This window comes from Dactylosporangium sp. NPDC000244, assembly GCF_040300725.1.
GTDB lineage: Bacteria > Actinomycetota > Actinomycetes > Mycobacteriales > Micromonosporaceae > Dactylosporangium.
In genome coordinates this window covers 1-21,130 of record NZ_JBEPEH010000072.1, presented here as the reverse complement: position 1 = coordinate 21,130, position 21,130 = coordinate 1, and the positions used below count along the sequence as shown (strand labels likewise).

The window sequence follows — 21,130 nt, the reverse complement described above, 5'->3', positions numbered from 1 at the left end:
GGAAGAGGAAGGAGGCGAGGAAGAGGAAGGAGGCGAGGAAGAGGAAGGAGGCGAGGAAGAGGAAGGAGGCGAGGAAGAGGAAGGAGGCGAGGAAGAGGAAGGAGGCGAGGAAGAAGAGAATGAGGGCAGCTCAGCGGCGCGGAGGGCGCTTCTTCGAGGGCTTCTTCGCAGGCGCCGCCTTCGACGGGCGGAAGAAGACGAACGCCAGGGTGCCGCCGACGACGACCACGCCCAGCAGGTACCAAACCCAGGTGAACGACGTCGAAGCAGGCGTCGGCGCCGGCGGTGCCGACGACGGAGGCGGCTCGCAGGTCTTCTCGTCCGGCGTCGGGGTCGCGCCGGACTCGGCCACGTGCAGCACGCCCTCGCACCGCCCGATCGCCGGCGTCCCCATGTCCGCCACGATCGTCCACGCGCCGGGGGCCAGGGTGCCGCTGTACGTCACCGCGTCCCCGTTCCGCTTGAGCGGCACCGGCCCGACCCGCTCGCCCGTGCTGGACGTCGCCAGCATCGTCATGCCGATCGGCTCCGTGACCGGGTGGCCGTCCTGCCAGACGGACGTGACCCAGACCGAGCCGCGGCCGTCGCCGTGCAGGGTGAGCACGACTCCGGCGTGCGCGTCGGCGTCCTCGGCGAACCCGAAGACGGCGACGGCGACCGCGATCACGGTCGCCACGAGACACGCCGCGGCCCGGCGCCACACGGGCGCCGGGCCGGGACGGTCGAACGTCGGGTGCGTCATGCCTGCTGCGGCACCCAGCTCTGGTACTTCGCGCCGGAGGCCTTCTGCAGCACCAGCAGGCGGCTGCCGAAGAACTGGTTGCCGCTCACGCCCACGACGAGCCCGCTCGGCGAGGTGAGGGCGACGCCGAAGTCGGTCTTGGTGACCGTCCACTTGAGCGCGTTCGCGCAGTCGGTCTGCACGATCGTGGCGCCCGCCGCGTCCTTGTCGCCCGCGGTGCTCAGGCACTCGTTGGTCGCCTTCGAGCGGACGATGAACTTGTCGCCGGCCGCCTCGAGCTTCCACTGCTGGTTCGCGCCGCCGTGCTGGCGGTACAGGATGACGGGCGTTCCCGCGGCGCGCCGGGCGCCGAAGAGGTCGACGACCCCGCCGGTCAGGCTGTTGCCGAACACCATCCACGCCCCCGCAGTCGGCGAGGCGGCCGCGGCGGTGTGCACCGTCACGGTCTTCGTGTACGGGGTCAGGGAGTTGCCCTGCGCGAGCGAGATCCCGATCTGGTAGTCGGTGTCGGCGCGCATGCCGACGATCCGGACGTTCGTCGCGGTGGTGCGGCCGATGACCCGGTTGTTGACCAGGACGGCGTACCGGGCGCCGCTGCCGGCCGGGTCGAAGGACAGCCGGACAGAGGTCGTGTCGAGCGCACTGGTCCGCAGCTCCTTCAGGCCGCCGGTCGACGTCTTGGTGGGCGTGGGCGTCGGGCTGGCGGTCTTCGTCGGCGTGGGCGCCGGCGACGCGGTGGTCTTCGACGGCGTGGGCGTCGGCGAGGACGTCGTCTTCGAAGGCGAGGGTGAGGCGGACGTCTTGGTCGGCGTCGGGGTCGGCGTCGGGTCGGTGCCGCCGCCGTTGCCGGCGATCAGGAACTGGTTGTTGGCCACGTTCCAGTTGTTCGCCAGGTAGCTGCCCGGGCTCGGGTTGGTGTTGTAGTAGTCGTCGTGGTTGCAGTCGAGCCGGTCGTCGTGCTTCTTGTCGGCGCACTTGACGCTCGTCTTGAGGCCGCCCGAGTCGTTGTAGCACATGATGTCGTACTCATCGAGGCAGTGACCGGCCTTGCTGGAGTTCGGCGCGTTGTTGTTCACGGCTCCGAGGTTGTGGCCCAGCTCGTGCGCGGCGACGCTGGCGGCCCAGCAGCCGTTGTCGCTGCGGCCGTACCCCGGGCCGCCGTTGCTGCGGTTGTTCGCGCCCGGCTGCGTGTCGCCGGCGAAGGTGCCGATGCCGCAGTAGACGTTCGCGTCACCGAAGATCACGTACTTGCGGTCGGTGCGGTTGTAGCCCAGCGCCTTCAGCCCGTTGATCGTGGCGTCGAAGGTCGCCATGCCGCCGTTGGCCAGCTCGACCTCGCGCACGTCGACCTTGCAGTCGGCCGTGGTCACGAAGCGCACGTGGCGCTCGCCGCCGGTCTCCTGGGCGCTGGCGTTGTAGATCGTCTCGATGCCGGCCGACCAGGTGCGGAAGGACTCGAGATACTCGGCGAAGCGGCTCTTGGTGCTCGCGTCGCGCACGTAGAGCACCTGGATGCGCTTGCCGGTCACGCCGTCGCCGTCGCAGACCACGCCGCTCGAGCCGACGGTCACCGCGGCGGTGCCGTCGGCGGCCACCGCGTCCGGGACGACCGCGAAGCCGCCGTCGGAGCCCTCGGCGACGTTCTCGTCGGCGAGCACCGTCTGCTCCTGGGGCGCGGCGACGGTGTCGGATGCCGGGACGTCCTCCTGCGTCACGGCCGCGACCGTCTTGACCTGGGTGTGCACGCTGAGGCCGGTCGGCGGGACGTCGGGGCCGTGGCTGCACTGGTCGCGCTCGGTGAGGGCGTAGCCGCCGACGCAGGGCTCGCCCTTCTTGGCGGGCGTCAGGCCCTGGTAGATCAGGCCCTGCTCCGGGTTGTCGGCGGGAACCTGGGAGATCGCCGTCGGGTTGTCGCCGCGTCCCTTCTCGTGGAACAGGGACTGGAAGGCGCCGGGTCCGGCGATGGCCGCGCCGGCACCGAGCACCACGACCGCGGCGGTCGTCAGCACCCTGCGCAGGTTGCGGCGGGACTTCTCGGGTCGCGCTTGCACGCTCGGTTCCTCCGGGAGGGGAAACGGGAGGGGAAAGAGGCGCGCGGCAAGGATCGGCACAGGGCAGAGGTACCGATCCCCGCCGCGCGAGGGACGCCGGCCTTCGAGGGTGGCAAGGCGGGTGAGAGCCGGGCGTCCGCGTGGGAACGCGCTGACATTAGCCAGGTGGCACGCGCGCATTCCACTTGGAACGCCACAGTTAAGACAGTTCTAAGTCAGACTTGTCCCGGCGATATGTACGCCACTTTTCCTATGACTGACGGCGACGGAACAGCCGCTCGTTGGGCTCCTTGGACGAGCGTCCGACCAGCCAGCGCGACGGTGGCGGGGCCTCCTTCGGGGCCGGATCCGCGTCGGTCATGACGATCACCACGCTGGCCCCGCCGAGGGTGCTGCTGGTGCCGATGTTCACGGTGCCGTTGCCGGCCACGGCGACCCGCCGCACGATGTCCAGCCCGAGGCCGGTCGAGCCCTGCTGGCTCTCGCCGCGCTGCATCGCCAGCTCCGGGTCCGGGATGCCGGGCCCGCCGTCCTCGACCCGCAGCACGACGTAGCCGTCCTCCCGCCGGGTCACCGCCACCTCGAACGGCACGCCCTGCGGGGTGTAGCGGATCACGTTGCCGATGAGCGCGTCCAGCGCCGCGGCCAGCTCGCTCTTGGGCACGGTCACGGGGGCGGGCGCGTCGGTGCCGATCGCCTTGCACTCGCGCTCCTGGTCGCCGGCGACCGCGGACCAGAACTTCATCCGGTCCCGCACGATCTCGGCGACGTCGCAGCCCTCCTCGCCGGTCGAGGCCGCGGCGCCGTCGGCCCGCTCGCCGCGGTCGGGGGTGGGCGAGTGCGCGTCGATGGGCTCGCGCATGGCCCGGATGAGCTTGTCGACCTCGACCTCGAGGGCGGCGATGGCGTCGCGGATGCGGTCGGCGTCCTGGGAGTCGTCGAGGGTCTCGGCGTCGAGGCGCAGCGCGGTCAGCGGGGTGCGCAGGCGGTGCGAGAGGTCGGCGACGAGCTCGCGCTCGTTGGACAGCAGCGCCATGATCCGGTCGGCCATCACGTTGAGCGCGAAGCTGGCGTCGGCCAGCTCGCGGGGGCCCTGCGGGTCGATGCGCACGTCGAGGTAGCCCTCGCTGAGCGCCCCGGCCGCCCCGGCCAGCTGCCGCGCCGAGGCGATGATCTTCGAGGCGAGGCGGTCGGCGACCCAGACCGAGGCGACGATCAGGCCCAGCGCGACGGCGCCGAGCGCCCACCAGGCCCCGGCGACGCCGTTGGACAGCTCGGACTCGGGGATGAAGACCTCGACCACCGTCGTGCGGCTGGCGCCGAGGTCGACCGGCTCGAGGTACGACAGCCCGCCCGGCACATCGGCGACCACCGGCGCGGCGGCGTCGGCGGCGCGGCTCAGGTCGCCGCCCGCGGCGTGCCCCGTGCCGATCTCCGCGCCGGCCTCGCCGAGGTTGTGCACGGAGACGCGCGTGACCGCCGGCCCGCCGGTGCTGGCGATGGCCCGCTCGATGCTCAGCGGGTCCGTGGTCACGGTGAGGACCGCCACGACCACGGCGGTCTGGCGTTCGGCGTCGGCGAGCGCCCGCTCGCGGGCGAGCTGCTGGACGACGAGACCCAGCGGGATCAGGAACGCGAGGGCCACCATCGTGGTGACCGCCGCGGAGACGTAGGCGAGGGTCCGCCTCAGTCCGGGGCGCTGAACCTGAAGCCCACGCCCCGCACGGTGTGCAGGTATCTGGGCGCTGACGCGCTCTCGCCAAGTTTCCGGCGTAGCCAGTACAGATGCACGTCGATCGTCTGGTCCTCGCCCACTGAGGGTTGCCGCCATACCTCCTCCAACAGCTCACGGCGTGAGACCACCCGGCCGGGCCGGGCGGCGAGGTACGCCAGCAGGTCGAACTCCTTGCGGGTCAATGTCAGCGGCTCGCCGTGCAGGTAGGCCTGACGCTGGCCGATGTCCACCCGCAAGCCTCCCACCTCGATGGCGGTGGGCTCCTCGCGACTCGCCCGTCCCGTGCGGCGCAGCACGGAGGTCATCCGGGCGTCGAGGTGGGCCGAGGTGAACGGCTTGATCATGTAGTCGTCGGCGCCCGCCTTGAGCAGCCGGACGATCTCCGCCTCGTCGTCGCGGGCGGTGGCGATGATGATGGGCGTGTCGGCGATGCCGCGCAGCATGCGCAGCGCGTCCGCGCCGTCCAGGTCGGGCAGGCCGAGGTCGAGCACGACCAGGTCGGGGGTCTCGGCGGCGAAGCGGCGCAGCGCCTCCAGCGCGGTGCCGACCGCGTGCACCGTGTGGCCCCGGTCGGTCAGGGAGCGCAGCAGGGCACCCCGCACGACATGGTCGTCCTCAACCAGCAGCACCGTGGCCATGCGAAGACGGTACTGCCTGTGTCCAGTGGCGGCCCGGGCGGTCGATGGACGAATCCGACATGTACTAATTTTTGCCGTCCGGCGACGCGGTGAGGAGCGCCAGGACATGACTCGGGTCCGCGGGGGTGCGGACCGTCGCTCCCGCCAGACACCGCTCGGCGCTGGCGCGCCGTCGCTGCCAGGTCCGCGGCTGGTCACCCTTTCCGAGCTGTCAATCGTCCGGCACCTTCCCGACGGCCGCACCGCCGATGTGCTCGGGGCGCAGGCCGACGCCGATCACGCGGGCCGGGACGGTGCGCAGGCGCGGGTAGCGGTCCAGCAGGCGGACGGCCAGCGGTGGCCGGATCGGGCGGCCGGTCACCGCGGGCGACAGCACACCCCGCTGCAGCACCCGCTGCACGAGCTGCGTCCCCGCCACCGGCAGGGCGCGGCGGCGCTGCACCGCGGCCAGCTCCCGCTCCGTGGGCGGGCGGCCCTGGGCGAACGCGGCGGCAATGACCCGGGCCGCGGCGACCGCGTCCTGGATCGCGAGGTTGATGCCGACCCCGCCGACCGGGGACATCGCGTGCGCGGCGTCGCCGATGAGCAGGGCGCCGGGGACGTGCCAGCGGTGCAGCCGGTCGACGCGCACGGTCAGGGTGCTCACCTGGTCCCAGCCGCGCAGCTGCCCGACCCGCCCGGCCAGGTACGGCACCGACGCGGCGATCCCGGCCCGGAACGCGTCCAGCCCGGCGGCACGGATGCGGGCGTCGCCGCCCTTGGGCACCACCCAGCCGAGCTGCCAGGAGTCGCCGCGGTCGATGCCGATGAAGAACCGCCCGTCGCCGGCCCGCCCGGCCAGGCCTTCGGGGTCGCCGGGCTCGCGCGGGAGGCGGAACCACAGCACGTCGATCGGGGCGCCGAAGTCCTTCGAGCGCAGGGCGAGCGCTCGCCGTACCGTCGAATGGCGCCCGTCGCAGGCGACCGTCAGCGGCGCCGAGACCTCGACGGGGCCCTGCGGCGAGCGCGCCGTCACGCCGACCACCCGGCGCTCCCGCCGGGTCACGTCGAGCACCTCGCAGCGGCGGTGCAGCGCGAAGTCGCCGTGCGCCGCGAGCAGCTCGAGCAGGTCCCACTGCGGCAGCATCATCACGTACGGGTGCGCGACCCGCAGCCGCTCGAAGTCGACCGGGTGGAACGTGCCCTCGTCGTAGGTGATCCGCAGCCGGCGCACGATCCGGTGCGGCAGCCGCGCGAGCTCCTCGCCGAGGCCGAGCTCGTCCATCAGCCCGAGCGTCGAGGGGTGCACGGTGTCGCCGCGGAAGTCGCGCAGGAACGTCGCGTGCTTCTCCAGCACGACGGTGTCGATGCCCTGCCGGCCGAGCAGCAGCGCCAGCATCAGCCCGGCGGGCCCGCCGCCGACCACGCACACGTCCGCCTTGAGCCGCATCAGGATCCCTCCAGCAACCGCCCGATGATCTCCAGTGCCTGTTCGACGTCCGGCTCGCCATCCGCGATGGCGTCCGCGTAGAGGAACGACTCCCCGATCCGCACGATCACAAACGCGAGCGTGCGGGCGTCCAGGCGCGGCGCGAACGCCCCGGCCGCGATCTCCTCGTGCATGAGGTGCTCGAGGTGGTCGACCACGCGGCCCTGCACGATCCCGCGCTTCGAGGTCAGGATGCGCAGCGCCGCCTCCGGCTCGGTGGCCAGGAAGTGGCGCAGGCTCGGCTGGTCCTGCACCGAGTGCAGGAAGTGGCCGATCACCCCGACGACCCGCTCGGGGCCGCGCAGCCCCCGCGCCGCCCGCACCGCCCGGTCGAGATTGCGGTCCGTGAGGTACCACAGCACGTGCCCGAGCACCTGGTCGCGCCCGCCCGCGCGCCGGTACAGCGTGGCCCGGCCGATGCCGAGCTGCGCGGCGAGCTGGCGCATGTCGACGCGCTGCTGGGCGAGGAACCGCTTCAGCGCCGCGTCGAAGACCTCATCCGGCGGCATGGGCCGGCTCGGCGTACAGGGTCGCCGGGTCGGTGTTCGCCCCGCACAGCACCACCACGACGGTGCCGGCGCCGTCCAGGAGGTCCAGGCCGGCGAGCGCGGTGGCGGCCCCGTGCTCGACCGCGAGGCGGTGCTCGTGCCACAGCCGCCGGCGGGCCTCGACGATCGCCTCGTCGGAGACCAGGATGCTGCCGACGTCGTGACGAAGGGCCAGATCGAACGCGATCGTGCCCGCCCGGCGGGCCCCGAGGGAGTCGCCCGCCACGCTGGCCACGGCGACGTCCACCGGCGCCCCCGCCGCCAGCGCCGCGTGCAGGGTCGGCGCCCCCTGCGGCTCCACGGCCACGACCCGCGCCCGGTCGCCGACCGCGGCCGCGATCCCGGCGACGAGCCCGCCCCCGCCCACCGCCACGAGCACCGTGTCGGCCGGCGGCAGCTCCAGGCCCACGGTGCCCTGCCCGGCGACGACCTCGGGCTGGTCGTAGGCGTGCACGAACAGCGCCCCGGTCTCGGCGGCCCGGACCTCCGACGCCGCGTACGCCTCCGCGTACTCGCGCCCGTGCTCGCGCACCCGCGCCCCGAGCTCGCGCAGCCGCGCCACCTTCGGCGCGGGCGCGGTCACCGGGACGAACACCTCCGCGGGCACGCCGAGCGCCGCCGCGGCGAAGGCCACCCCGAGCCCCGCGTTGCCGCCGGACGCGACGACCACCCCGGACCCGGGCAGCGCGCCCTCCTCGCGGGCGGCCAGGATGCGGTTGAACGCGCCGCGCGCCTTGAACGACCCGCTGTGTTGCAGCAGCTCGAGCTTGAACCACAGGCCGGGGCGCACCTCGTACGACGGCGTGTGCCGGACGTAGGAGCCGATCCGCCGCGCCGCCGCCTCGACGTCATCCCTGTTCACCACGCTGATCACCCTAGCCCCGTGCCACCGCGCCCTTCACCCGCGACGAAGCGGGCCGCACCGTGCAATGCGCCACTGCCCAGGGAGGCGACGCCGAGCCGGTGCTCGATGGCCAGACCGTCCTCGACGCTGCGGCCGATGGAGTCGTACAGCGAGCGCCGGTCATTGCGCAGGCACTCCTGCGGCAGCGCGGCGAGCCCGGCGGCGAGCGTCTCCGCGGCCTCGCGCGCGGTCCCGGGCGGCACCACGCGATCGGCCAGGCCGATGCGCAGCGCCTCCGCGGCGTCGACGGGCCGCCCGGTCAGGATCAGGTCGAGCGCCCGCCCGGTGCCGATGAGCCGCGGCAGCCGCACGGTGCCGCCGTCGATCAGCGGGACGCCGAAGCGGCGGCAGTACACCCCGAAGATCGCGTCCTCCTCCACGACCCGCAGGTCGCACCAGACGGCCAGCTCCAGGCCGCCGGCGACCGCGTGCCCGGACACCGCCGCGATCACCGGCTTGGACAGCCGCATCCGGGTCGGCCCCAGCGGCCCGTCGCCGTCCGGCTCGACCCGGTTGCCCTCCCCCGCCGCGACCGCCTTGAGGTCGGCGCCGGAGCAGAAGGTGCCACCGGCGCCCCACAGCACCGCCACGTCCGCGCCCGGGTCGGCGTCGAAGTCGCGGAAGGCCGCCGCGAGGGCCTCGGCGGTCGCCCGGTCCACGGCGTTGCGGGCCTGCGGCCGGTCCAGGATCACGGTGCACACGCGGTCGCGGCGCTCGACTCTCACGCTCATGGGGTTAGTGTCGTGGACATGGCTACCGCGCAGTTCCAGCGGGAGACATCATCCCGCGGCGAGTTCGTCCGACAGCCGAACCGGTTCACCGGGCGCATCACCGCCGAGTCCGCCTCCGGGCCCGGCGAGGGCCCCGACGACCAGGGCCGCTGGCCGCTCGAGCCCGGCCGCTACCGCCTGATCTGGTCCCGCGCCTGCCCCTGGGCGCACCGGGCGGTCATCGTGCGCGGCCTGCTCGGCCTGCAGGACGTGCTCTCCCTCGGCACCGTCGACCCGATCCGCGACGAGCGCGGCTGGCGCTTCACCCTCGACCCGGGCGGCCGCGACCCGGTGCTCGGCGTCGAGCTGCTGGCCGAGGCCTACGCCGGCACCGACCCGTCCTACGAGGGCCGCGTCACCGTGCCCGCGATCGTCGACACCGTCACCGGCCGCGTGGTCACCAACGACTACCCGCAGATCACCCTGGACCTCTCCACCGACTGGGCGCCGCTGGCCACCCGCCGCCCGGACCTGCTCCCCGGCGACGTGCGCCCCGAGATGGACCGGCTGATGCGGGACGTCTTCGAGGACGTCAACAACGGGGTGTACCGCTGCGGCTTCGCCACCACCCAGGAGGCCTACGACGCCGCCTACGAGCGGCTGTTCGCCCGCCTCGACGCGCTGGAGGAGCGACTGGCGGGCCGCCGTTTCCTCTTCGGCGAGCGGATCACCGAGGCCGACGTGCGGCTGTTCACCACGCTCGTGCGCTTCGACGCCGTCTACCACAACCACTTCAAGTGCAACCGGAACAAGCTCAGCGAGATGCCGAACCTGTGGCGGTACGCGCGGGAGCTCTACAACACGCCCGGCTTCGGCGACACCGTCGACTTCGACCAGATCAAGCGCCACTACTACGGCACCCACGCGAACCTGAACCCGTCCGGCATCGTGCCGCTCGGCCCCCGACCTGTCGGCCTGGACCGCCTAAGGCTTCTCGCCGGACTTGCGCTCGGCGAGGCGCACCTGCTGGGTCTCGCCGCGCAGCCGCGGGGCGGAGGGCAGGTAGATCTCCTCGGCGACGCTGAGCAGGCCGCCGTGCAGGTTGCGCCGCCGGATGCGCCGGGCCAGCAGCACCAGCCCGGCGAGCACCGCGGTGAAGACACTTCCGACGAGCAGGAGCCCGAGGACGCCGTCCATGGCTCCAGAGCGTACGTGCCTCCGGCCTCTACCGGCGCGCGGACCGGCGGCGGCGGCTGCCCCAGCGGCTCGACGTCCACGCGCCCGCGCCCGCCAGGTGCAGCGCGATGCACAGGAAGCCGGCCAGGCTCAGCGTTGCGGCGTCGAAGATCGGACCGGTGTCGGCGCCGAGCAGGTCGACCAGCAGGGCGACCGCGAACAGGATCGCGGCGATCACAGCGAACACGATGGCCTCCGGGGGTATCCAGATCGGTGTTGAGCGCTGTCTACCCATCGGCGCCGTTCGCTAATCGATGCCCAGCAGCTCGCGGAGCCCGGCCCGCCCCGCCGGGGTCACCTTCACCGCGCGCGAGGAGCCGATGCGCACCACCCAGCGCTGCTCGAGGAACCGCTCGCAGAGCCGCGCCCCCGCCACGCCCGCCAGGTGCGGCCGCCGCTCGGTCCAGTCCAGGCACCCGCGGGCGAGCGGCCGCCGCTGCTGGCGCAGCGCCGCGGGGTCGATCCCGGCCTCGGCCGTGAGCCAGTCCACGCCCGCGCCCGTGAGCGCGAACCCGCCCCGCTGGTCGAGCAGCCCGCGCGCGGTCAGCGCGTCGGCCACCGCCACGCCGAGCTCCCCGGCCAGGTGGTCGTAGCAGGTGCGGGCCCGTTTCATGGCGGCCGACACGGTCGCCTGGCGCAGTCCCCGGACGGGCGTGCGCGCCGGTTCGAGGCGGGCGCTGAGATCCTCGATGAGGTGCGCGACGGAGGCGTCGGCCAGCCGGAGGTACCGATGCCGCCCCTGCCGCTCCTCGGCGAGCAGCCCGCCACCGACCAGCCGGTCGAGGTGCTCGGTGGCGGTGGACCGCGCGACCCCGGCGTGCGCCGCGAGCTCCCCGGCGGTCCAGGCCCGCCCGTCGAGCAGCGCCAGGCACATCGCGGCGCGGGTCTCGTCCGCGAGCAGCGTGGCCAGGGAGGCGAGATCAGCGGCGTCGGTGCTCATGCGTCCATCTTCCCCACCGATGCTTCGGGGACGGCCGACAGATTTAGTTGATTTGCGGAATACTCGCTTGGCAAGTACTGTTGTGGCAGGCGACAGAGCTGGACCTTTGGAGGCGTCACATGCCCGCGATCACCGTTGACAACGTCCTCGCACTTCCCCGCGTCGCCACGCCGGACCCGATCTCGGCGCAGCCGCGGCCGGTCGTCTCCGTCACGACCGCACCCAAGGGCTACGAGGGCGAGGGATTCCCCGTGCGCCGCGCGTTCGCCGGCGTCGACCTGCGCGCCCTCGACCCGTTCATCCACATGGACCAGATGGGTGAGGTCGACTACGCGCCGGGCGAGCCGAAGGGCACCCCGTGGCACCCGCACCGCGGCTTCGAGACGGTCACCTACATCATCGACGGGGAGTTCGTGCACCAGGACTCCAACGGCGGTGGCGGCACCATCACCAACGGCGACACCCAATGGATGACCGCCGGCAACGGGATCCTGCACATCGAGACCCCGCCGGAGCACCTCGTCGTCAGCGGCGGGCTCTTCCACGGGTTCCAGCTGTGGGTGAACCTGCCGAAGGCGAACAAGCTCGTCGCCCCGCGCTACCAGGACATCCGCGGCCGCCAGGTGTCGCTGCTGACCTCGCCCGACGGCGGCGCCCTGCTGCGGGTCATCGCCGGCGAGCTCGACGGGCATGCAGGCCCTGGCGTCACCTACACGCCGATCACCCTCGTGCACGCGACGCTCACGGGCGGCGCCTCGCTCACGCTGCCGTGGCGCAAGGACTTCAACGCCCTCGCGTACGTCATGGCCGGCAAGGGCACCGTCGGCGCGAAGGGGCGGCCGGTGGAGCTCGGCCAGCTCGCCGTGTTCGGCGCGGGCGACACCATCACGGTGACGGCCGACCCGAAGCAGCCCACGATGGACGTGCTGTTCCTCGGCGGTCAGCCGATCCGCGAGCCCGTCGTGGCGTATGGTCCGTTCGTCATGAACACCAAGGCCGAGGTCATGCAGGCGTTCGAGGACTACCAGGCCGGCCGGCTCGGCAGCATCCCCGCGGCGCACGCGGACGTTCGGGGAGAGGCGTCCTGAGGTGGACTTCGCAGTCAGCGACAACGCCGAGCAGCACCGGTTCGAGATCCGGGTCGGCGGTGAGCGCGCCGGGATGGCGTTCTACCGCCTCGACGGGGACTCGATCGTCTTCACGCACACCGAGGTGGAGTCGTCGTTCGAGGGTCAGGGCGTCGGGAGCAAGCTCGCCAACGGCGCCCTGACCCTGGCCAAGGACCGGGGACTGACGATCGTCGCGCAGTGCCCGTTCATCGCGGCCTACCTCAAGAAGCACCCCGAGCTGGCGCAGGGAGCCTGATCCAGTTCGGGTAGAACGGCGCGAGCTCGGCGTTGATCCGGTCGGCGACCGGGGTGAGCAGCGTCGCCAGGCGCTCGGTCCGCTCGGGGCCGAGCGCCTGCCACGGCCGCGCGGCCAGCTGGTCGGTGGTCTCCTCCAGGGTTTGGTACGCCGAGTGCGCCTTCTGCGTCGCCACGCCCTCGCCGTCGAGGTAGCCCCGCTGGTGCAGCCGGGTCCGGGCGGCGTCCCACTCCTCGTCGCTCCAGCCGCGGGCGGGCTGGGCCGCCGTGCGCCCCCGGCCGTCGTTGAGCGCGACCCGCCAGACCATCGCCTCGGCGCCGTCGAGGCCCTCGACCAGCAGCGCGGCGAGGTGGCCGTCGCCGCGGTGCTCGCGCAGGATCGTGGCGGCCTGCCAGACGGTGCCGAGGGCGTCCCCGGGCCAGGGCAGGGCCGCGTTGGCGGCGGCGAGCACCCGGCCGTGGGTCTCGGCCCCGGTCGCGGCCTCCCGCAGCAGCCCGGCGGCCTCCTCGATGCCGTCGAGGCCCGCGACCGCCGGGGCGAGCGCGCGGCGGGCGCCGTCGAGCCGGGCGGCCAGGGCGGCCTCGGGCGTGATGCGCGTCCAGAGCTCGGGCAGGGCCCGCTCGACCATCGACGGGGCGAAGCCGTAGAAGGCGGCGACGACCGGCGCGGGCCCGATGGGCCCCAGCGGGGCGCCGCGGCCGGCGAAGTACCCCCGCCAGAACCCGCGCAGGCCGGCCTCCTCGAACGCGGCCCGGCCCGCCGGGGCGAAGTAGGTGACCGCGTGCAGGGGCTCGTAGAGCGCCCAGAGGCGGCGCTCGGTCGACAGCTCTGTCGTCATGAACCTGACGATATGCGGAGGCGGGCCCCGGCAGTACCGCCGGGACCCGCCACTTTGTCACAGGGTTATGCGTCAGAGGATCAGCTGAGCGCCGGGTACGCGTTGGCCATCAGCTGCTGGAACTGCGCGGAGAACCACGCGCCGGAGATCGGCGAGCCGGGCAGCGCGCCGGTCAGGTTGTTGCCGTTGAGGCCGTTGCCGGTGTACGTCGGGTCGCACATCCGGTCGAAGCCCTTGCCCTCGTTGTTGGCGATCGCGGAGCTGGAGCCGTCGGACTCGCCCGGGGGCTTGATCCAGACGTAGGCGTCGATGCCGGTGGCGGGGGTCGCCCGCGGCCGCTCGCCCATGCCCGCGCCGCTCTGGTTGCACCAGTTACCGGCGTGGATGCGCCGGTCGATGCGGCTGTTGTTGACGAAGGTGTTCACGTCGGTCGAGGTGCTCGGGCCGGCGGGCCGGGCGGAGCCGCCCCAGCCGTTGCGCGAGGTGTCGATGAGCATGCCCAGCGTCGACGGGAAGCCCGCGGTCACCAGGGCGTTGCGGAACGCCTGGGTGAAGCTGAGCTCGTCGACGTACATGTTCCAGTCGACCCACTTGGACTGGCGGATCGTGTTGCCGCCGACCTGGGTGTTGACGGTGAAGTACGGCTCGGTCAGCGACGAGTAGTTGGCCGTGTTGGAGATGAAGCCGTCGACGCTGGTGAAGCCGGCGGTGGTGCCCTTCACGGTGTTGGCGAGCAGGGTGACGGCGGGGCCGAAGTTGGAGTCCCAGCCGAGCCACGCATGGTGGCCGATGTCGAGGTAGTTGTAGATGTTGCCCTTGTGCAGCTTGTTCAGCGCGTACTGGATGCCCTGCACGTAGGCGCCGCTGGTGTTGGCCTCGGCGCAGTTGGCGATGTTGAGGTTGGTGACGAGGTTCGGCAGCGAGTCGTCCTCGACCACGTTGACGATCCGCAGCGAGTTGTACTTCGGGTCGGTCATGATCGCGGCGATCGGGTCGATGAACTCGGTCTTGTACCGGCTCAGGCCGTTCTCCGAGATCTTCAGCTCGCCGTTGGAGGCCAGCGCCGCGCAGTCGCGGTTGGGCAGGTCGTAGACGACGAACTCGATGACGACCGGGGTGCCGCCGGCGGCCTGCTGCAACGCGGCGTCGAGGTGCGCGCGCACGCCCTTGGCGCTGCTGGAGCCCGCGATCGCGGCGATGCGGTCGATCCAGATGGCGGTCGAGGTGTTCGCGATCTTGCTGCCGCCCGGCTCGGCGGCGGCCTTGGTCGACCAGTCGGCGTTGACGTAGCCCTTGGCGCCGACGTACGGGTTGTCGACGTGGGCGTCGCCCGTGCCGGTGCCGGAGGTCACGGTGATCGCGGTGCCGCTCGTGCTCGTGGTGTTGCCGGCGTTGTCGGTCGCCTTGGCCGAGACGGTGTAGCTGCCGGCGGCGACGTTCGTCCACGAGTAGGTGTACGGCGCGGTGGTGTCCGAGCCGAGCAGCGTGGTGCCGTTGTAGAACTCGACCTTCGCGACGGTGCCGTCGCTGTCGGAGGCGGTGGCGGCGAGCGCGATGGTGGCCGGGGCGGTGAACGACGAGCCGGCGGTGGGGCTGGTCAGCGCGACGCTCGGGGCGCCGGTGCCGCCGCCGCTGGTGACCGTGATCGGCACCGCGGTGCTGGCGGTGGACAGGCCCGCGTTGTCGTACGCCTTGGCGGTCAGCGAGTACGAGCCGGCCGCGACGCCCGACCAGGAGAAGCTGTACGGCGCCGAGGTGTCGGTGCCCAGCAGCGTCGAGCCGTTGTAGAACTCGACCTTGGCGACCGTGCCGTCGGCGTCGGCTGCGCTGGCGGCGATGGCGACCGTCGCCGGGGCGGCGAAGGAGGCTCCGGCGGCCGGGCTCGTGATGCTCACGGTCGGCGCCTGGTTGGTGGTGGTGCCGCCGTTGCAGGCGACGCCGTTGAGGGTGAACGCGCTCGGGACCGGGTTGGCGGTGGTCCAGGAGCCGTTGAAGCCGAACGCGACCTTGCCCCCGCTGGGGACGGCCCCGTTGTAGCTCTCGTTCTTGGCGGTGACGTGGGTGCCGGAGACGGTCGGGACGGCCTGCCACATCTGCTGGATGCCCTGGCCGGCGACGAAGTCCCAGCCGAGGTTCCAGCTGGTGAGCGCGTCACCGGTGTTGGTGAGCTCGACGGAGGCGCCGAAGCCACCCGGCCACTGGTTGGTCACGGTGTACTGCACGCTGCAGCCGGCCGCGGCGAGCGCCGGTTGCATGACGGCGATCGCGCCGCCGGTTGCCGCGACAGCGGCGATCGAGACGATGGCGAGTTTTCGCCTCATCCTGGTGCTCCTACTCGACGGGAGGTGGGCTGGTGTTCTGGCGCGATCAACCTGCGCGGGAGCGCTCCCGGGCGTCAACAACTGTTTGGCACGACGGCGTTCCACCTGCGTGAGGCCCCGCTCACCGCGTGAAACTTTCGGTGTGGCGCCGTTCACACAAGTGGTGTACGAAACGGTTTCGTTTCGCTTGCGGGACGCGGTAGGTTCGAGCACGTGACCACCGCGACGAGGGCCGACCGGCGCGCAGCCATCTGCGAGGCCGTCTTCGAGCTGCTCGGCGAGGTCGGCTACGACCGGATGACGATGGACGCCGTGGCGGCGCGGGCCCGCGCGAGCAAGGCGACCATCTACCGCGGCTGGCCCAGCAAGCCGGAGCTGGTCATGGAGGCGATCGAGCACCGGTTCGGCGGGTCGATGGAGCCCCCCGACACCGGCTCGCTGCGCGGCGACCTGCTCGCCCAGCTCGGGGCCGTGTGCGCGGCGGCCGAGGGGGCGGACGGCGCGGTGTTCACGGGGCTGCTCACGGCGGCGACGCACAACGCGGAGCTGGCCGAGTGCCTGTTCCGGTGTGCGTACTCCACCAAGCACTCGATGTACGAGGCGATGCTCCGGCGCGCGGAACTGCGGGGCGAGGTCGCCCCCGGCACCACCGCCGAACTGCTGCACGAGGTGCTGCACGCCATGGTCACGAGCCGGCGCATGTGGCAGAACGGGCCCCTGGACCGGGCCTTCGTGGAGCGGCTCATCGACGGCGTCCTGATTCCCATGCTCACGCGGTCCTGACTCTTCCCCTTTTTTTGCCCTGGAGGCTGGCTCTCATGGCGAACGATGCTGCCCTTTCACCGGACATATCCGTTAAATCATCTTCTTTGGTGCCTCCTGATCCGCGGCGCTGGCTCGCGCTCACGGTCATCGCGGTCGCTCAGCTCATGGTGGTGCTCGACGCGACGATCGTGAACATCGCGCTGCCGTCGGCCCAGGAGGCGCTGCACATCTCGACCGCCGACCGGCAGTGGATCGTCACGGCGTACACGCTCACCTTCGGCGGCCTGCTCCTGCTCGGCGGCCGGATCGCGGACTTCTTCGGCCGCAAGCGGACGTTCCTCATCGGCCTGCTCGGCTTCGCGGGCGCCTCGGCCCTGGGCGGCGCCGCGGTGAACGCGGGCACCCTGTTCGCCGCCCGCGGCCTGCAGGGCCTCTTCGGCGCCCTGCTCGCCCCGGCCGCGCTGTCGCTCATCACGGTCACGTTCACCGAGGCCAAGGAGCGCGCGAAGGCCTTCGGCGTCTTCGGCGGCATCTCCGGCGGCGGCGCCGCGATCGGCCTGCTCGCGGGCGGCGTGCTGACCGAGTACGCGGACTGGCGCTGGTGCCTGCTGGTGAACATCCCGATCGCGGTGCTCGCCTTCGCCGCGGCCGTCCCGCTGGTCCGGGAGAGCAAGGCGTCGGGCGACACCCGCTACGACATCCCCGGTGCCGTGCTGGCCACCGCGGGCCAGGTCGCCCTCGTCTACGGCTTCACCAAGGCCGCGACCGACGGCTGGAGCTCGGGGGTGACCGTCGGCTGGCTCGCCGCCGCGGTGGTGCTGCTCGGCGCGTTCCTGTTCTGGGAGGCGCGCACCGCCCACCCGCTGCTGCCACTGCGCGTGCTGTTCGACCGCAACCGGGGCGCCTCCTACCTGGTGTCGATCCTGCTCGGCGCCGGCATGCTGGGCATGTTCCTGTTCATGACGTTCTACCTGCAGCAGACCATGGGCTGGTCGGCGCTGAAGAGCGGCGTGGCGTACATGCCGTTCTCGGGCGGCATCATCGCGGCCGCCATCATCGCGTCCCGCCTGCTGCCCCGCACCGGCCCGAAGGTCCTGATGGCGGTCGGCGGCGCGCTCGCCACCGCGTCGATGGTCTGGCTGACGCGGCTCGACCTCGACTCGAGCTACGCGGTGCACATCCTGCCGTCGTTCATCGCCATGAGCCTGGGCATGGGCCTGGTCTTCGTCCCGCTCTCGAGCCTCGCGCTGTCCGGCGTGGCCAACCACGACGCGGGCGTGGCGAGCGCGATGGTGAACACGACGCAGCAGGTCGGCGGCTCCCTCGGCACCGCGCTGCTGAACACCATCTTCACCACGGCGGTGACCGGCTACGTGACCGGCCACGCGGCCTCGGCGGCATCGGGCGGCGGCGCTCAGCTCTTGCAGGCCCATGCGGCGATCCACGGGTACAACGTCGCCTTCACGGCCAGCGCGGTCCTGCTCGCCGTGGCGACGGTGGTGGTGATCGCCATGGTGCGCAACCCGGCCCCGGACCGTACGACGGAGACCACCGAGGCGGCCCCCGTCCACTTCGGCTGACCGTCCCGCTCCGCCCGGGTCACGCGGCCCGGGCGGAGCGCCGCCGTCAGACGCGGACGAACTTCACCGCGTCGGCCCGGGCGCAGCCGGTGCCCGAGCTGGTCAGCTGCACCGAGCCCGCGGTGCCGGCGGCGAACGCGTAGGTGCCGAGGCTGACCCAGCCCGACGAGCCCGTGGTGCCGTTCACCGTCGTGGTCGACACGGTGCCGCCGTGGGTCACGTCCAGGCGGGTGGCCGGGTCGCTGTTGGTGGCGGCGAGCTTGTAGTAGTACACCTGATAGTCGCCTGAGGCGCGCAGATTCGGACGCCACGTTGCGGTGTTTCCCGCACTGCCGCACGCCGAGTAGCGGGTCGGCGAGGCGACCGTGAAGCCGGTCAGGGTCGACGCCGACCAGGTGCCGGTCTCCGAGTAGCCGTAGGCCGCGGGGCCGTCGTTGTCGACGTAGTAGTCCTTCTGCCAGTACTTGACGTAGTCGAACTGGACGGTCGCCGGGAGCTTCGCCGCGTCGGGGACGGAGCCGTAGGCGATGCTCGTGAGCCAGATGTTCGTGTAGTCGTGGGTCCAGTCGCTCGGCAGGTAGGGCGCGGTGTAGGCGAGCACACCGTCCACATAGAACTTCGCGCTCGTCTCCGACCAGTCCAGGCCGTACGTGTGCCAGTCGCGGGTGTCCACCGTGGAGCTGTTGTAGGTGGTGCCGTACGACTTGCCGGCCGAGACGCCGCTGCCCTTCCACGTCAGCACGCCGTGGTGGATGCGGTTCGGCGTGATCGAGTCGATCTCGAACGCGTCGATCTCGGTGCGCTGCGAGGCCGGGAACGTGGTCGAGCCGTCGCCCGACATGATCCAGAAGCTGCTGTGCCAGCCCGCGCCGTCGTTGAGCTTCGCGCGGGTCTCGTAGTAGCCGTACCGCAGCGCCTGCTTGGAGACGACCCCGCCGCCGGTGTAGTCCTTGCCGCCGAAGGTCTCCTTCCGCAGGGCGATGTTCAGGGATCCGCCGCTCTCGGAGACGTTCTCCGGCCGCTGGGTGCTGTAGGCCTTGCTGTCGGTGCGGTAGTTCCACTTCGCGGTGTCCACGGTGGACGCGTTGAAGTCGTCGGAGAAGACGAGGGTCCAGCCGGTGCCCGCGGGATCGGCGTGCGCGACGGCGGCCGGGGCCAGCAGCAGCGCGGCGGTGACGGTGACGGTGGTGAGGCGGCGCATCAGTTCCTCCCGTAGTAGAGCCGGAGGTTGGTCAGGTCGACGAGGTAGAGCACGTCCCCCTGGGTGGCGGATCGTTCGACCGCGAAGCGGGTGATGGGCAGGCCGGGGGCCACGGCGGCGGCGGTCCAGGCGGTGCCGGGCTTCGTGGCGACGTACATGCTGCCGGTCGTGGTGCTGTAGTAGACCCGCTTGCCGTCGCCGGCCCAGGTGATGTCGACGGCGGCGCTCGTCTGTGCTTGTTCGTACACGGTTTCGCGCTGCCAGGCTCCGTTGGTGTACGCATAGCGCACCATGAAGATGTCGTTCTTGCGGTAGCGGTACGCGACCTTCGGCGACGTGCCGTCCAGCGTCAGCTTGGCGCTCTGCACGGCCGGGCCGGTGCCGTCGTTGCCCTGGTAGACCTCGCCCGCCTCGATGGGCTGGATGACGTCCGCGGTGCTGGTGCTCACCGGCACGGTGACGGACGCTCCACTGTGGTCGGTGAAGGCGCCGGTCGCCGGGTGGTACACGAGGTAGCTGAGCTGGTGGCGGAACGCGGTCGCGGGCCAGAGCCCCCACTCCCACAGGATGTGCAGGTTGCCGGCCGTGTCGAACTGGAGGTCGTCGGGGTACACGGCCCGGTTGGCGCTCTCGGCGAAGACCGCGACCCGGGTCCAGGCCGAGGCGGCGTTGTTCCACCGGTACAGCCGCCCGGAGCGGCCCGCGGACTGGACGCCGTCGAGGCGCGCGATGAGGTACAGGTCGCCGTTCGGGGCGGTGGTGAGCACCGGGTAGGTGACGCCGATCCCCTGGTCCGGCAGGTCGGCGCTGTGCAGCGTGGGGTTGCCGCCGACGGTGTCGGAGCGGAAGTACCGCCACGCGTTGTTGTGCATGCTGGCGAACACGTGGAACCGGCCGCTGCCGTCGCGCGCGACGGACGGCTGGTTGTGCCCGTCGTCGTCGGTGTACTCGGCCTGCGCGTTGCCGTTCATGACGGGCAGTTTCGTCCACGTTCCGGCACCGTCGCGGCGCGCGATCGCGACCTTGTGGGTGCCGGCCTGCGATCCGGGTTCGTTGAAGGCCAGGTAGGCGTAGGCGTTGTAGGTGTCCAGCGGGGACCACCAGGCGGCCTGGTTCGAGCTGTCGATCGGGTACGGCACCTGCGTGATCGTGGCCGGGGCGGCGCTCGCCGGCGTGGCGACGAGGGTGGTGGCGGCCAGGGCGGTGACGGCGAACAGAGTGGCGGCTCTTCGCATGGGACCTTCCTTGGTCAGGGTGTGCTTCGCATGGGACGTGTGGTGAGCACCTCTCTTCGCATGGACCTTCCTGGGTCAGGGTGTGAGGACCCCTCTTCTTTTTGTCAGGGTGTGCTGAGGACCTCCAGGAGTGGGGCGAGGCCGCCCTCGCGGGTGACCGCGCCGCCGACGCCGAGGGCCCCCGCGCCCGCGGCGAGGTATTCGCGGGCGTTGTGGGCGCCGACCCCGCCGGTCGCGACGAACCGGGCCTCGGGGAACGGGCCGCGCATCTCGCGCAGCCAGCCCGGGCCGAGCGAGCCGGCCGGGAACGCCTTGAGCCAGCCGCAGCCGGCGTTGAGCGCGTGGTGCACCTCGGAGGCGGTGGCGACCCCGGGCAGGTGCGGCAGCCCGGCGTCGTGGCTGGCCCGCACGACGTCGAGGTCGAGCCCGGGCGCGACGGTGAACCGGGCGCCGGCCCCGGCCGCCTGGGCGACGTGCTCGGCGCTGCGCACCGTGCCGGCCCCGACGAGCGCCCCGGCCGGCGCGGCGTCCGCGAGCGCCCGCAGGCAGTCGAGGGCCTCCGCGTTCTGGATCGGCACCTCGACCACGCCGAGGCCGCTGTCCCACACCGCCCGCGCGAGCTCCAGGGCCCGCGCCACCGGCACGCCGCGGAGGATGGCGACCAGCGGCCGTCCGTGCAGCAGCTCGTCGAACGTCATGACGGTCCTTCCTGGAGTGGGGGCAGGCCGAGTTTCGCTCGTGGGCCGGGGCGCAGCAGTGCGGCGGTCTGGGCCGCGCTCGCGCCGCCGTCGAGGACGAGTTCGGTCCCGGTGAGATAGGGGGCGGTGAGCGCGTAGGACACCGCGGCGGCGAT

At 72.4% G+C, this 21,130-nt stretch carries 20 protein-coding genes and 1 pseudogene; 5 read left to right on the top strand and 16 right to left on the bottom strand.

All coding sequences use genetic code 11. The features are described 5' to 3' along the window. Positions 1–130 precede the first annotated feature (130 nt). The 8 genes from ABT369_RS55060 to ABT369_RS55025 all read right to left on the bottom strand — a co-directional run bounded on the left by ABT369_RS55060 (position 131) and on the right by ABT369_RS55025 (position 8,817). Positions 131–742, bottom strand: a complete 612-nt coding sequence (locus ABT369_RS55060; protein ID WP_350626263.1) for a hypothetical protein — start codon at positions 740–742, stop codon at positions 131–133. Further along, on the bottom strand, positions 739–2,793 hold the full coding sequence (locus tag ABT369_RS55055) for an RICIN domain-containing protein (RefSeq protein ID WP_350626261.1): 2,055 nt from the start codon (positions 2,791–2,793) through the stop codon (positions 739–741). Before ABT369_RS55055 ends, ABT369_RS55060 begins: the two co-directional genes overlap by 4 nt. A gap of 250 nt (positions 2,794–3,043) precedes the next feature. Beyond that, positions 3,044–4,441 carry a sensor histidine kinase gene (locus tag ABT369_RS55050; RefSeq protein WP_350626259.1) on the bottom strand — a complete coding sequence of 466 codons (1,398 nt, stop codon included), beginning with the start codon at positions 4,439–4,441 and terminating at the stop codon, positions 3,044–3,046. 38 nt (positions 4,442–4,479) lie between these two features. Beyond that, a complete protein-coding gene (locus ABT369_RS55045) occupies positions 4,480–5,166 on the bottom strand; it encodes a response regulator transcription factor (RefSeq protein WP_223102380.1) in 687 nt (228 codons plus the stop codon). A gap of 211 nt (positions 5,167–5,377) precedes the next feature. After that, the gene (locus tag ABT369_RS55040) at positions 5,378–6,595 is read right to left on the bottom strand and encodes an FAD-dependent oxidoreductase (RefSeq protein ID WP_350626257.1); all 1,218 of its coding nucleotides are present in this window, start codon (positions 6,593–6,595) and stop codon (positions 5,378–5,380) included. Beyond that, positions 6,595–7,143 (bottom strand): QsdR family transcriptional regulator, encoded by a 549-nt coding sequence (locus ABT369_RS55035; RefSeq protein WP_350626255.1) that lies wholly within the window; start codon positions 7,141–7,143, stop codon positions 6,595–6,597. The genes ABT369_RS55040 and ABT369_RS55035 overlap by 1 nt, the downstream gene beginning before the upstream one ends. Further along, positions 7,130–8,047: a threonine/serine dehydratase gene (locus tag ABT369_RS55030; protein ID WP_350626253.1), complete on the bottom strand. Its 918-nt coding sequence runs from the start codon at positions 8,045–8,047 to the stop codon at positions 7,130–7,132. The genes ABT369_RS55035 and ABT369_RS55030 overlap by 14 nt, the downstream gene beginning before the upstream one ends. Positions 8,048–8,052: 5 nt before the next feature. Further along, positions 8,053–8,817, bottom strand: a complete 765-nt coding sequence (locus ABT369_RS55025; protein WP_350626251.1) for a crotonase/enoyl-CoA hydratase family protein — start codon at positions 8,815–8,817, stop codon at positions 8,053–8,055. A gap of 18 nt (positions 8,818–8,835) precedes the next feature. Here ABT369_RS55025 and ABT369_RS55020 point away from each other — a divergent pair. Next, a pseudogene (locus tag ABT369_RS55020) lies at positions 8,836–9,759 on the top strand (glutathione S-transferase family protein); the annotation flags it as partial. Between the two features lie 21 nt (positions 9,760–9,780). Here ABT369_RS55020 and ABT369_RS55015 read toward each other — a convergent pair. The 3 genes from ABT369_RS55015 to ABT369_RS55005 are packed head-to-tail and all read right to left on the bottom strand — an operon-like array spanning position 9,781 to position 10,972. Beyond that, positions 9,781–9,993: a hypothetical protein gene (locus tag ABT369_RS55015; protein WP_350626295.1), complete on the bottom strand. Its 213-nt coding sequence runs from the start codon at positions 9,991–9,993 to the stop codon at positions 9,781–9,783. Between the two features lie 28 nt (positions 9,994–10,021). Next, positions 10,022–10,219 carry a hypothetical protein gene (locus ABT369_RS55010; RefSeq protein ID WP_350626293.1) on the bottom strand — a complete coding sequence of 66 codons (198 nt, stop codon included), beginning with the start codon at positions 10,217–10,219 and terminating at the stop codon, positions 10,022–10,024. A gap of 60 nt (positions 10,220–10,279) precedes the next feature. Next, positions 10,280–10,972 carry an ArsR/SmtB family transcription factor gene (locus tag ABT369_RS55005; protein WP_350626249.1) on the bottom strand — a complete coding sequence of 231 codons (693 nt, stop codon included), beginning with the start codon at positions 10,970–10,972 and terminating at the stop codon, positions 10,280–10,282. 119 nt (positions 10,973–11,091) lie between these two features. On the opposite strand from ABT369_RS55005, the gene ABT369_RS55000 reads away from it, so the two are divergent. Continuing rightward, positions 11,092–12,060, top strand: coding sequence for a pirin family protein (locus ABT369_RS55000; protein ID WP_350626247.1), 969 nt, complete (start codon positions 11,092–11,094; stop codon positions 12,058–12,060). A gap of 1 nt (position 12,061) precedes the next feature. Next, a complete protein-coding gene (locus ABT369_RS54995; RefSeq protein WP_350626245.1) occupies positions 12,062–12,337 on the top strand; it encodes a GNAT family N-acetyltransferase in 276 nt (91 codons plus the stop codon). On the opposite strand, the gene ABT369_RS54990 is transcribed toward ABT369_RS54995, so the two are convergent. After that, entirely contained in the window at positions 12,303–13,175 is an 873-nt protein-coding gene (locus ABT369_RS54990; RefSeq protein ID WP_350626243.1) for an SCO6745 family protein, read from the bottom strand. The two genes, ABT369_RS54995 and ABT369_RS54990, sit on opposite strands and share 35 nt — an antisense overlap. Before the next feature lie 80 nt (positions 13,176–13,255). Next, the gene (locus ABT369_RS54985; RefSeq protein WP_502891957.1) at positions 13,256–15,496 is read right to left on the bottom strand and encodes a glycoside hydrolase family 6 protein; all 2,241 of its coding nucleotides are present in this window, start codon (positions 15,494–15,496) and stop codon (positions 13,256–13,258) included. 213 nt (positions 15,497–15,709) lie between these two features. On the opposite strand from ABT369_RS54985, the gene ABT369_RS54975 reads away from it, so the two are divergent. Then, a complete protein-coding gene (locus ABT369_RS54975; RefSeq protein ID WP_350626241.1) occupies positions 15,710–16,279 on the top strand; it encodes a TetR/AcrR family transcriptional regulator in 570 nt (189 codons plus the stop codon). 89 nt (positions 16,280–16,368) lie between these two features. Continuing rightward, positions 16,369–17,841: an MFS transporter gene (locus ABT369_RS54970; protein ID WP_350626239.1), complete on the top strand. Its 1,473-nt coding sequence runs from the start codon at positions 16,369–16,371 to the stop codon at positions 17,839–17,841. 46 nt (positions 17,842–17,887) lie between these two features. Here ABT369_RS54970 and ABT369_RS54965 read toward each other — a convergent pair whose 3' ends face one another. The 3 genes from ABT369_RS54965 to ABT369_RS54955 form a co-directional block, all read right to left on the bottom strand. Next, positions 17,888–19,042 carry a golvesin C-terminal-like domain-containing protein gene (locus tag ABT369_RS54965; RefSeq protein ID WP_350626237.1) on the bottom strand — a complete coding sequence of 385 codons (1,155 nt, stop codon included), beginning with the start codon at positions 19,040–19,042 and terminating at the stop codon, positions 17,888–17,890. Then, entirely contained in the window at positions 19,042–20,277 is a 1,236-nt protein-coding gene (locus ABT369_RS54960) for a BNR-4 repeat-containing protein (protein WP_350626235.1), read from the bottom strand. Before ABT369_RS54960 ends, ABT369_RS54965 begins: the two co-directional genes overlap by 1 nt. A gap of 104 nt (positions 20,278–20,381) precedes the next feature. Then, positions 20,382–20,975 (bottom strand): bifunctional 4-hydroxy-2-oxoglutarate aldolase/2-dehydro-3-deoxy-phosphogluconate aldolase, encoded by a 594-nt coding sequence (locus tag ABT369_RS54955; RefSeq protein WP_350626233.1) that lies wholly within the window; start codon positions 20,973–20,975, stop codon positions 20,382–20,384. Positions 20,976–21,130 lie beyond the last annotated feature (155 nt).

Bases quoted from the DNA above. Each gene is read 5' to 3' on its own strand.
- ABT369_RS55045 (WP_223102380.1), bottom strand. From the start codon at position 5,166: ATGGCCACGGTGCTGCTGGTTGAGGACGACCATGTCGTGCGGGGTGCC.
- ABT369_RS55000 (WP_350626247.1), top strand. From the start codon at position 11,092: ATGCCCGCGATCACCGTTGACAACGTCCTCGCACTTCCCCGCGTCGCC.
- ABT369_RS55025 (WP_350626251.1), bottom strand. From the start codon at position 8,817: ATGAGCGTGAGAGTCGAGCGCCGCGACCGCGTGTGCACCGTGATCCTG.
- ABT369_RS54955 (WP_350626233.1), bottom strand. From the start codon at position 20,975: ATGACGTTCGACGAGCTGCTGCACGGACGGCCGCTGGTCGCCATCCTC.
- ABT369_RS54960 (WP_350626235.1), bottom strand. From the start codon at position 20,277: ATGCGAAGAGCCGCCACTCTGTTCGCCGTCACCGCCCTGGCCGCCACC.
- ABT369_RS54990 (WP_350626243.1), bottom strand. From the start codon at position 13,175: ATGACGACAGAGCTGTCGACCGAGCGCCGCCTCTGGGCGCTCTACGAG.
- ABT369_RS55035 (WP_350626255.1), bottom strand. From the start codon at position 7,143: ATGCCGCCGGATGAGGTCTTCGACGCGGCGCTGAAGCGGTTCCTCGCC.
- ABT369_RS55005 (WP_350626249.1), bottom strand. From the start codon at position 10,972: ATGAGCACCGACGCCGCTGATCTCGCCTCCCTGGCCACGCTGCTCGCG.
- ABT369_RS55040 (WP_350626257.1), bottom strand. From the start codon at position 6,595: ATGCGGCTCAAGGCGGACGTGTGCGTGGTCGGCGGCGGGCCCGCCGGG.
- ABT369_RS54985 (WP_502891957.1), bottom strand. From the start codon at position 15,496: ATGAGGCGAAAACTCGCCATCGTCTCGATCGCCGCTGTCGCGGCAACC.
- ABT369_RS54965 (WP_350626237.1), bottom strand. From the start codon at position 19,042: ATGCGCCGCCTCACCACCGTCACCGTCACCGCCGCGCTGCTGCTGGCC.
- ABT369_RS55060 (WP_350626263.1), bottom strand. From the start codon at position 742: ATGACGCACCCGACGTTCGACCGTCCCGGCCCGGCGCCCGTGTGGCGC.
- ABT369_RS55050 (WP_350626259.1), bottom strand. From the start codon at position 4,441: ATGGTGGCCCTCGCGTTCCTGATCCCGCTGGGTCTCGTCGTCCAGCAG.
- ABT369_RS55015 (WP_350626295.1), bottom strand. From the start codon at position 9,993: ATGGACGGCGTCCTCGGGCTCCTGCTCGTCGGAAGTGTCTTCACCGCG.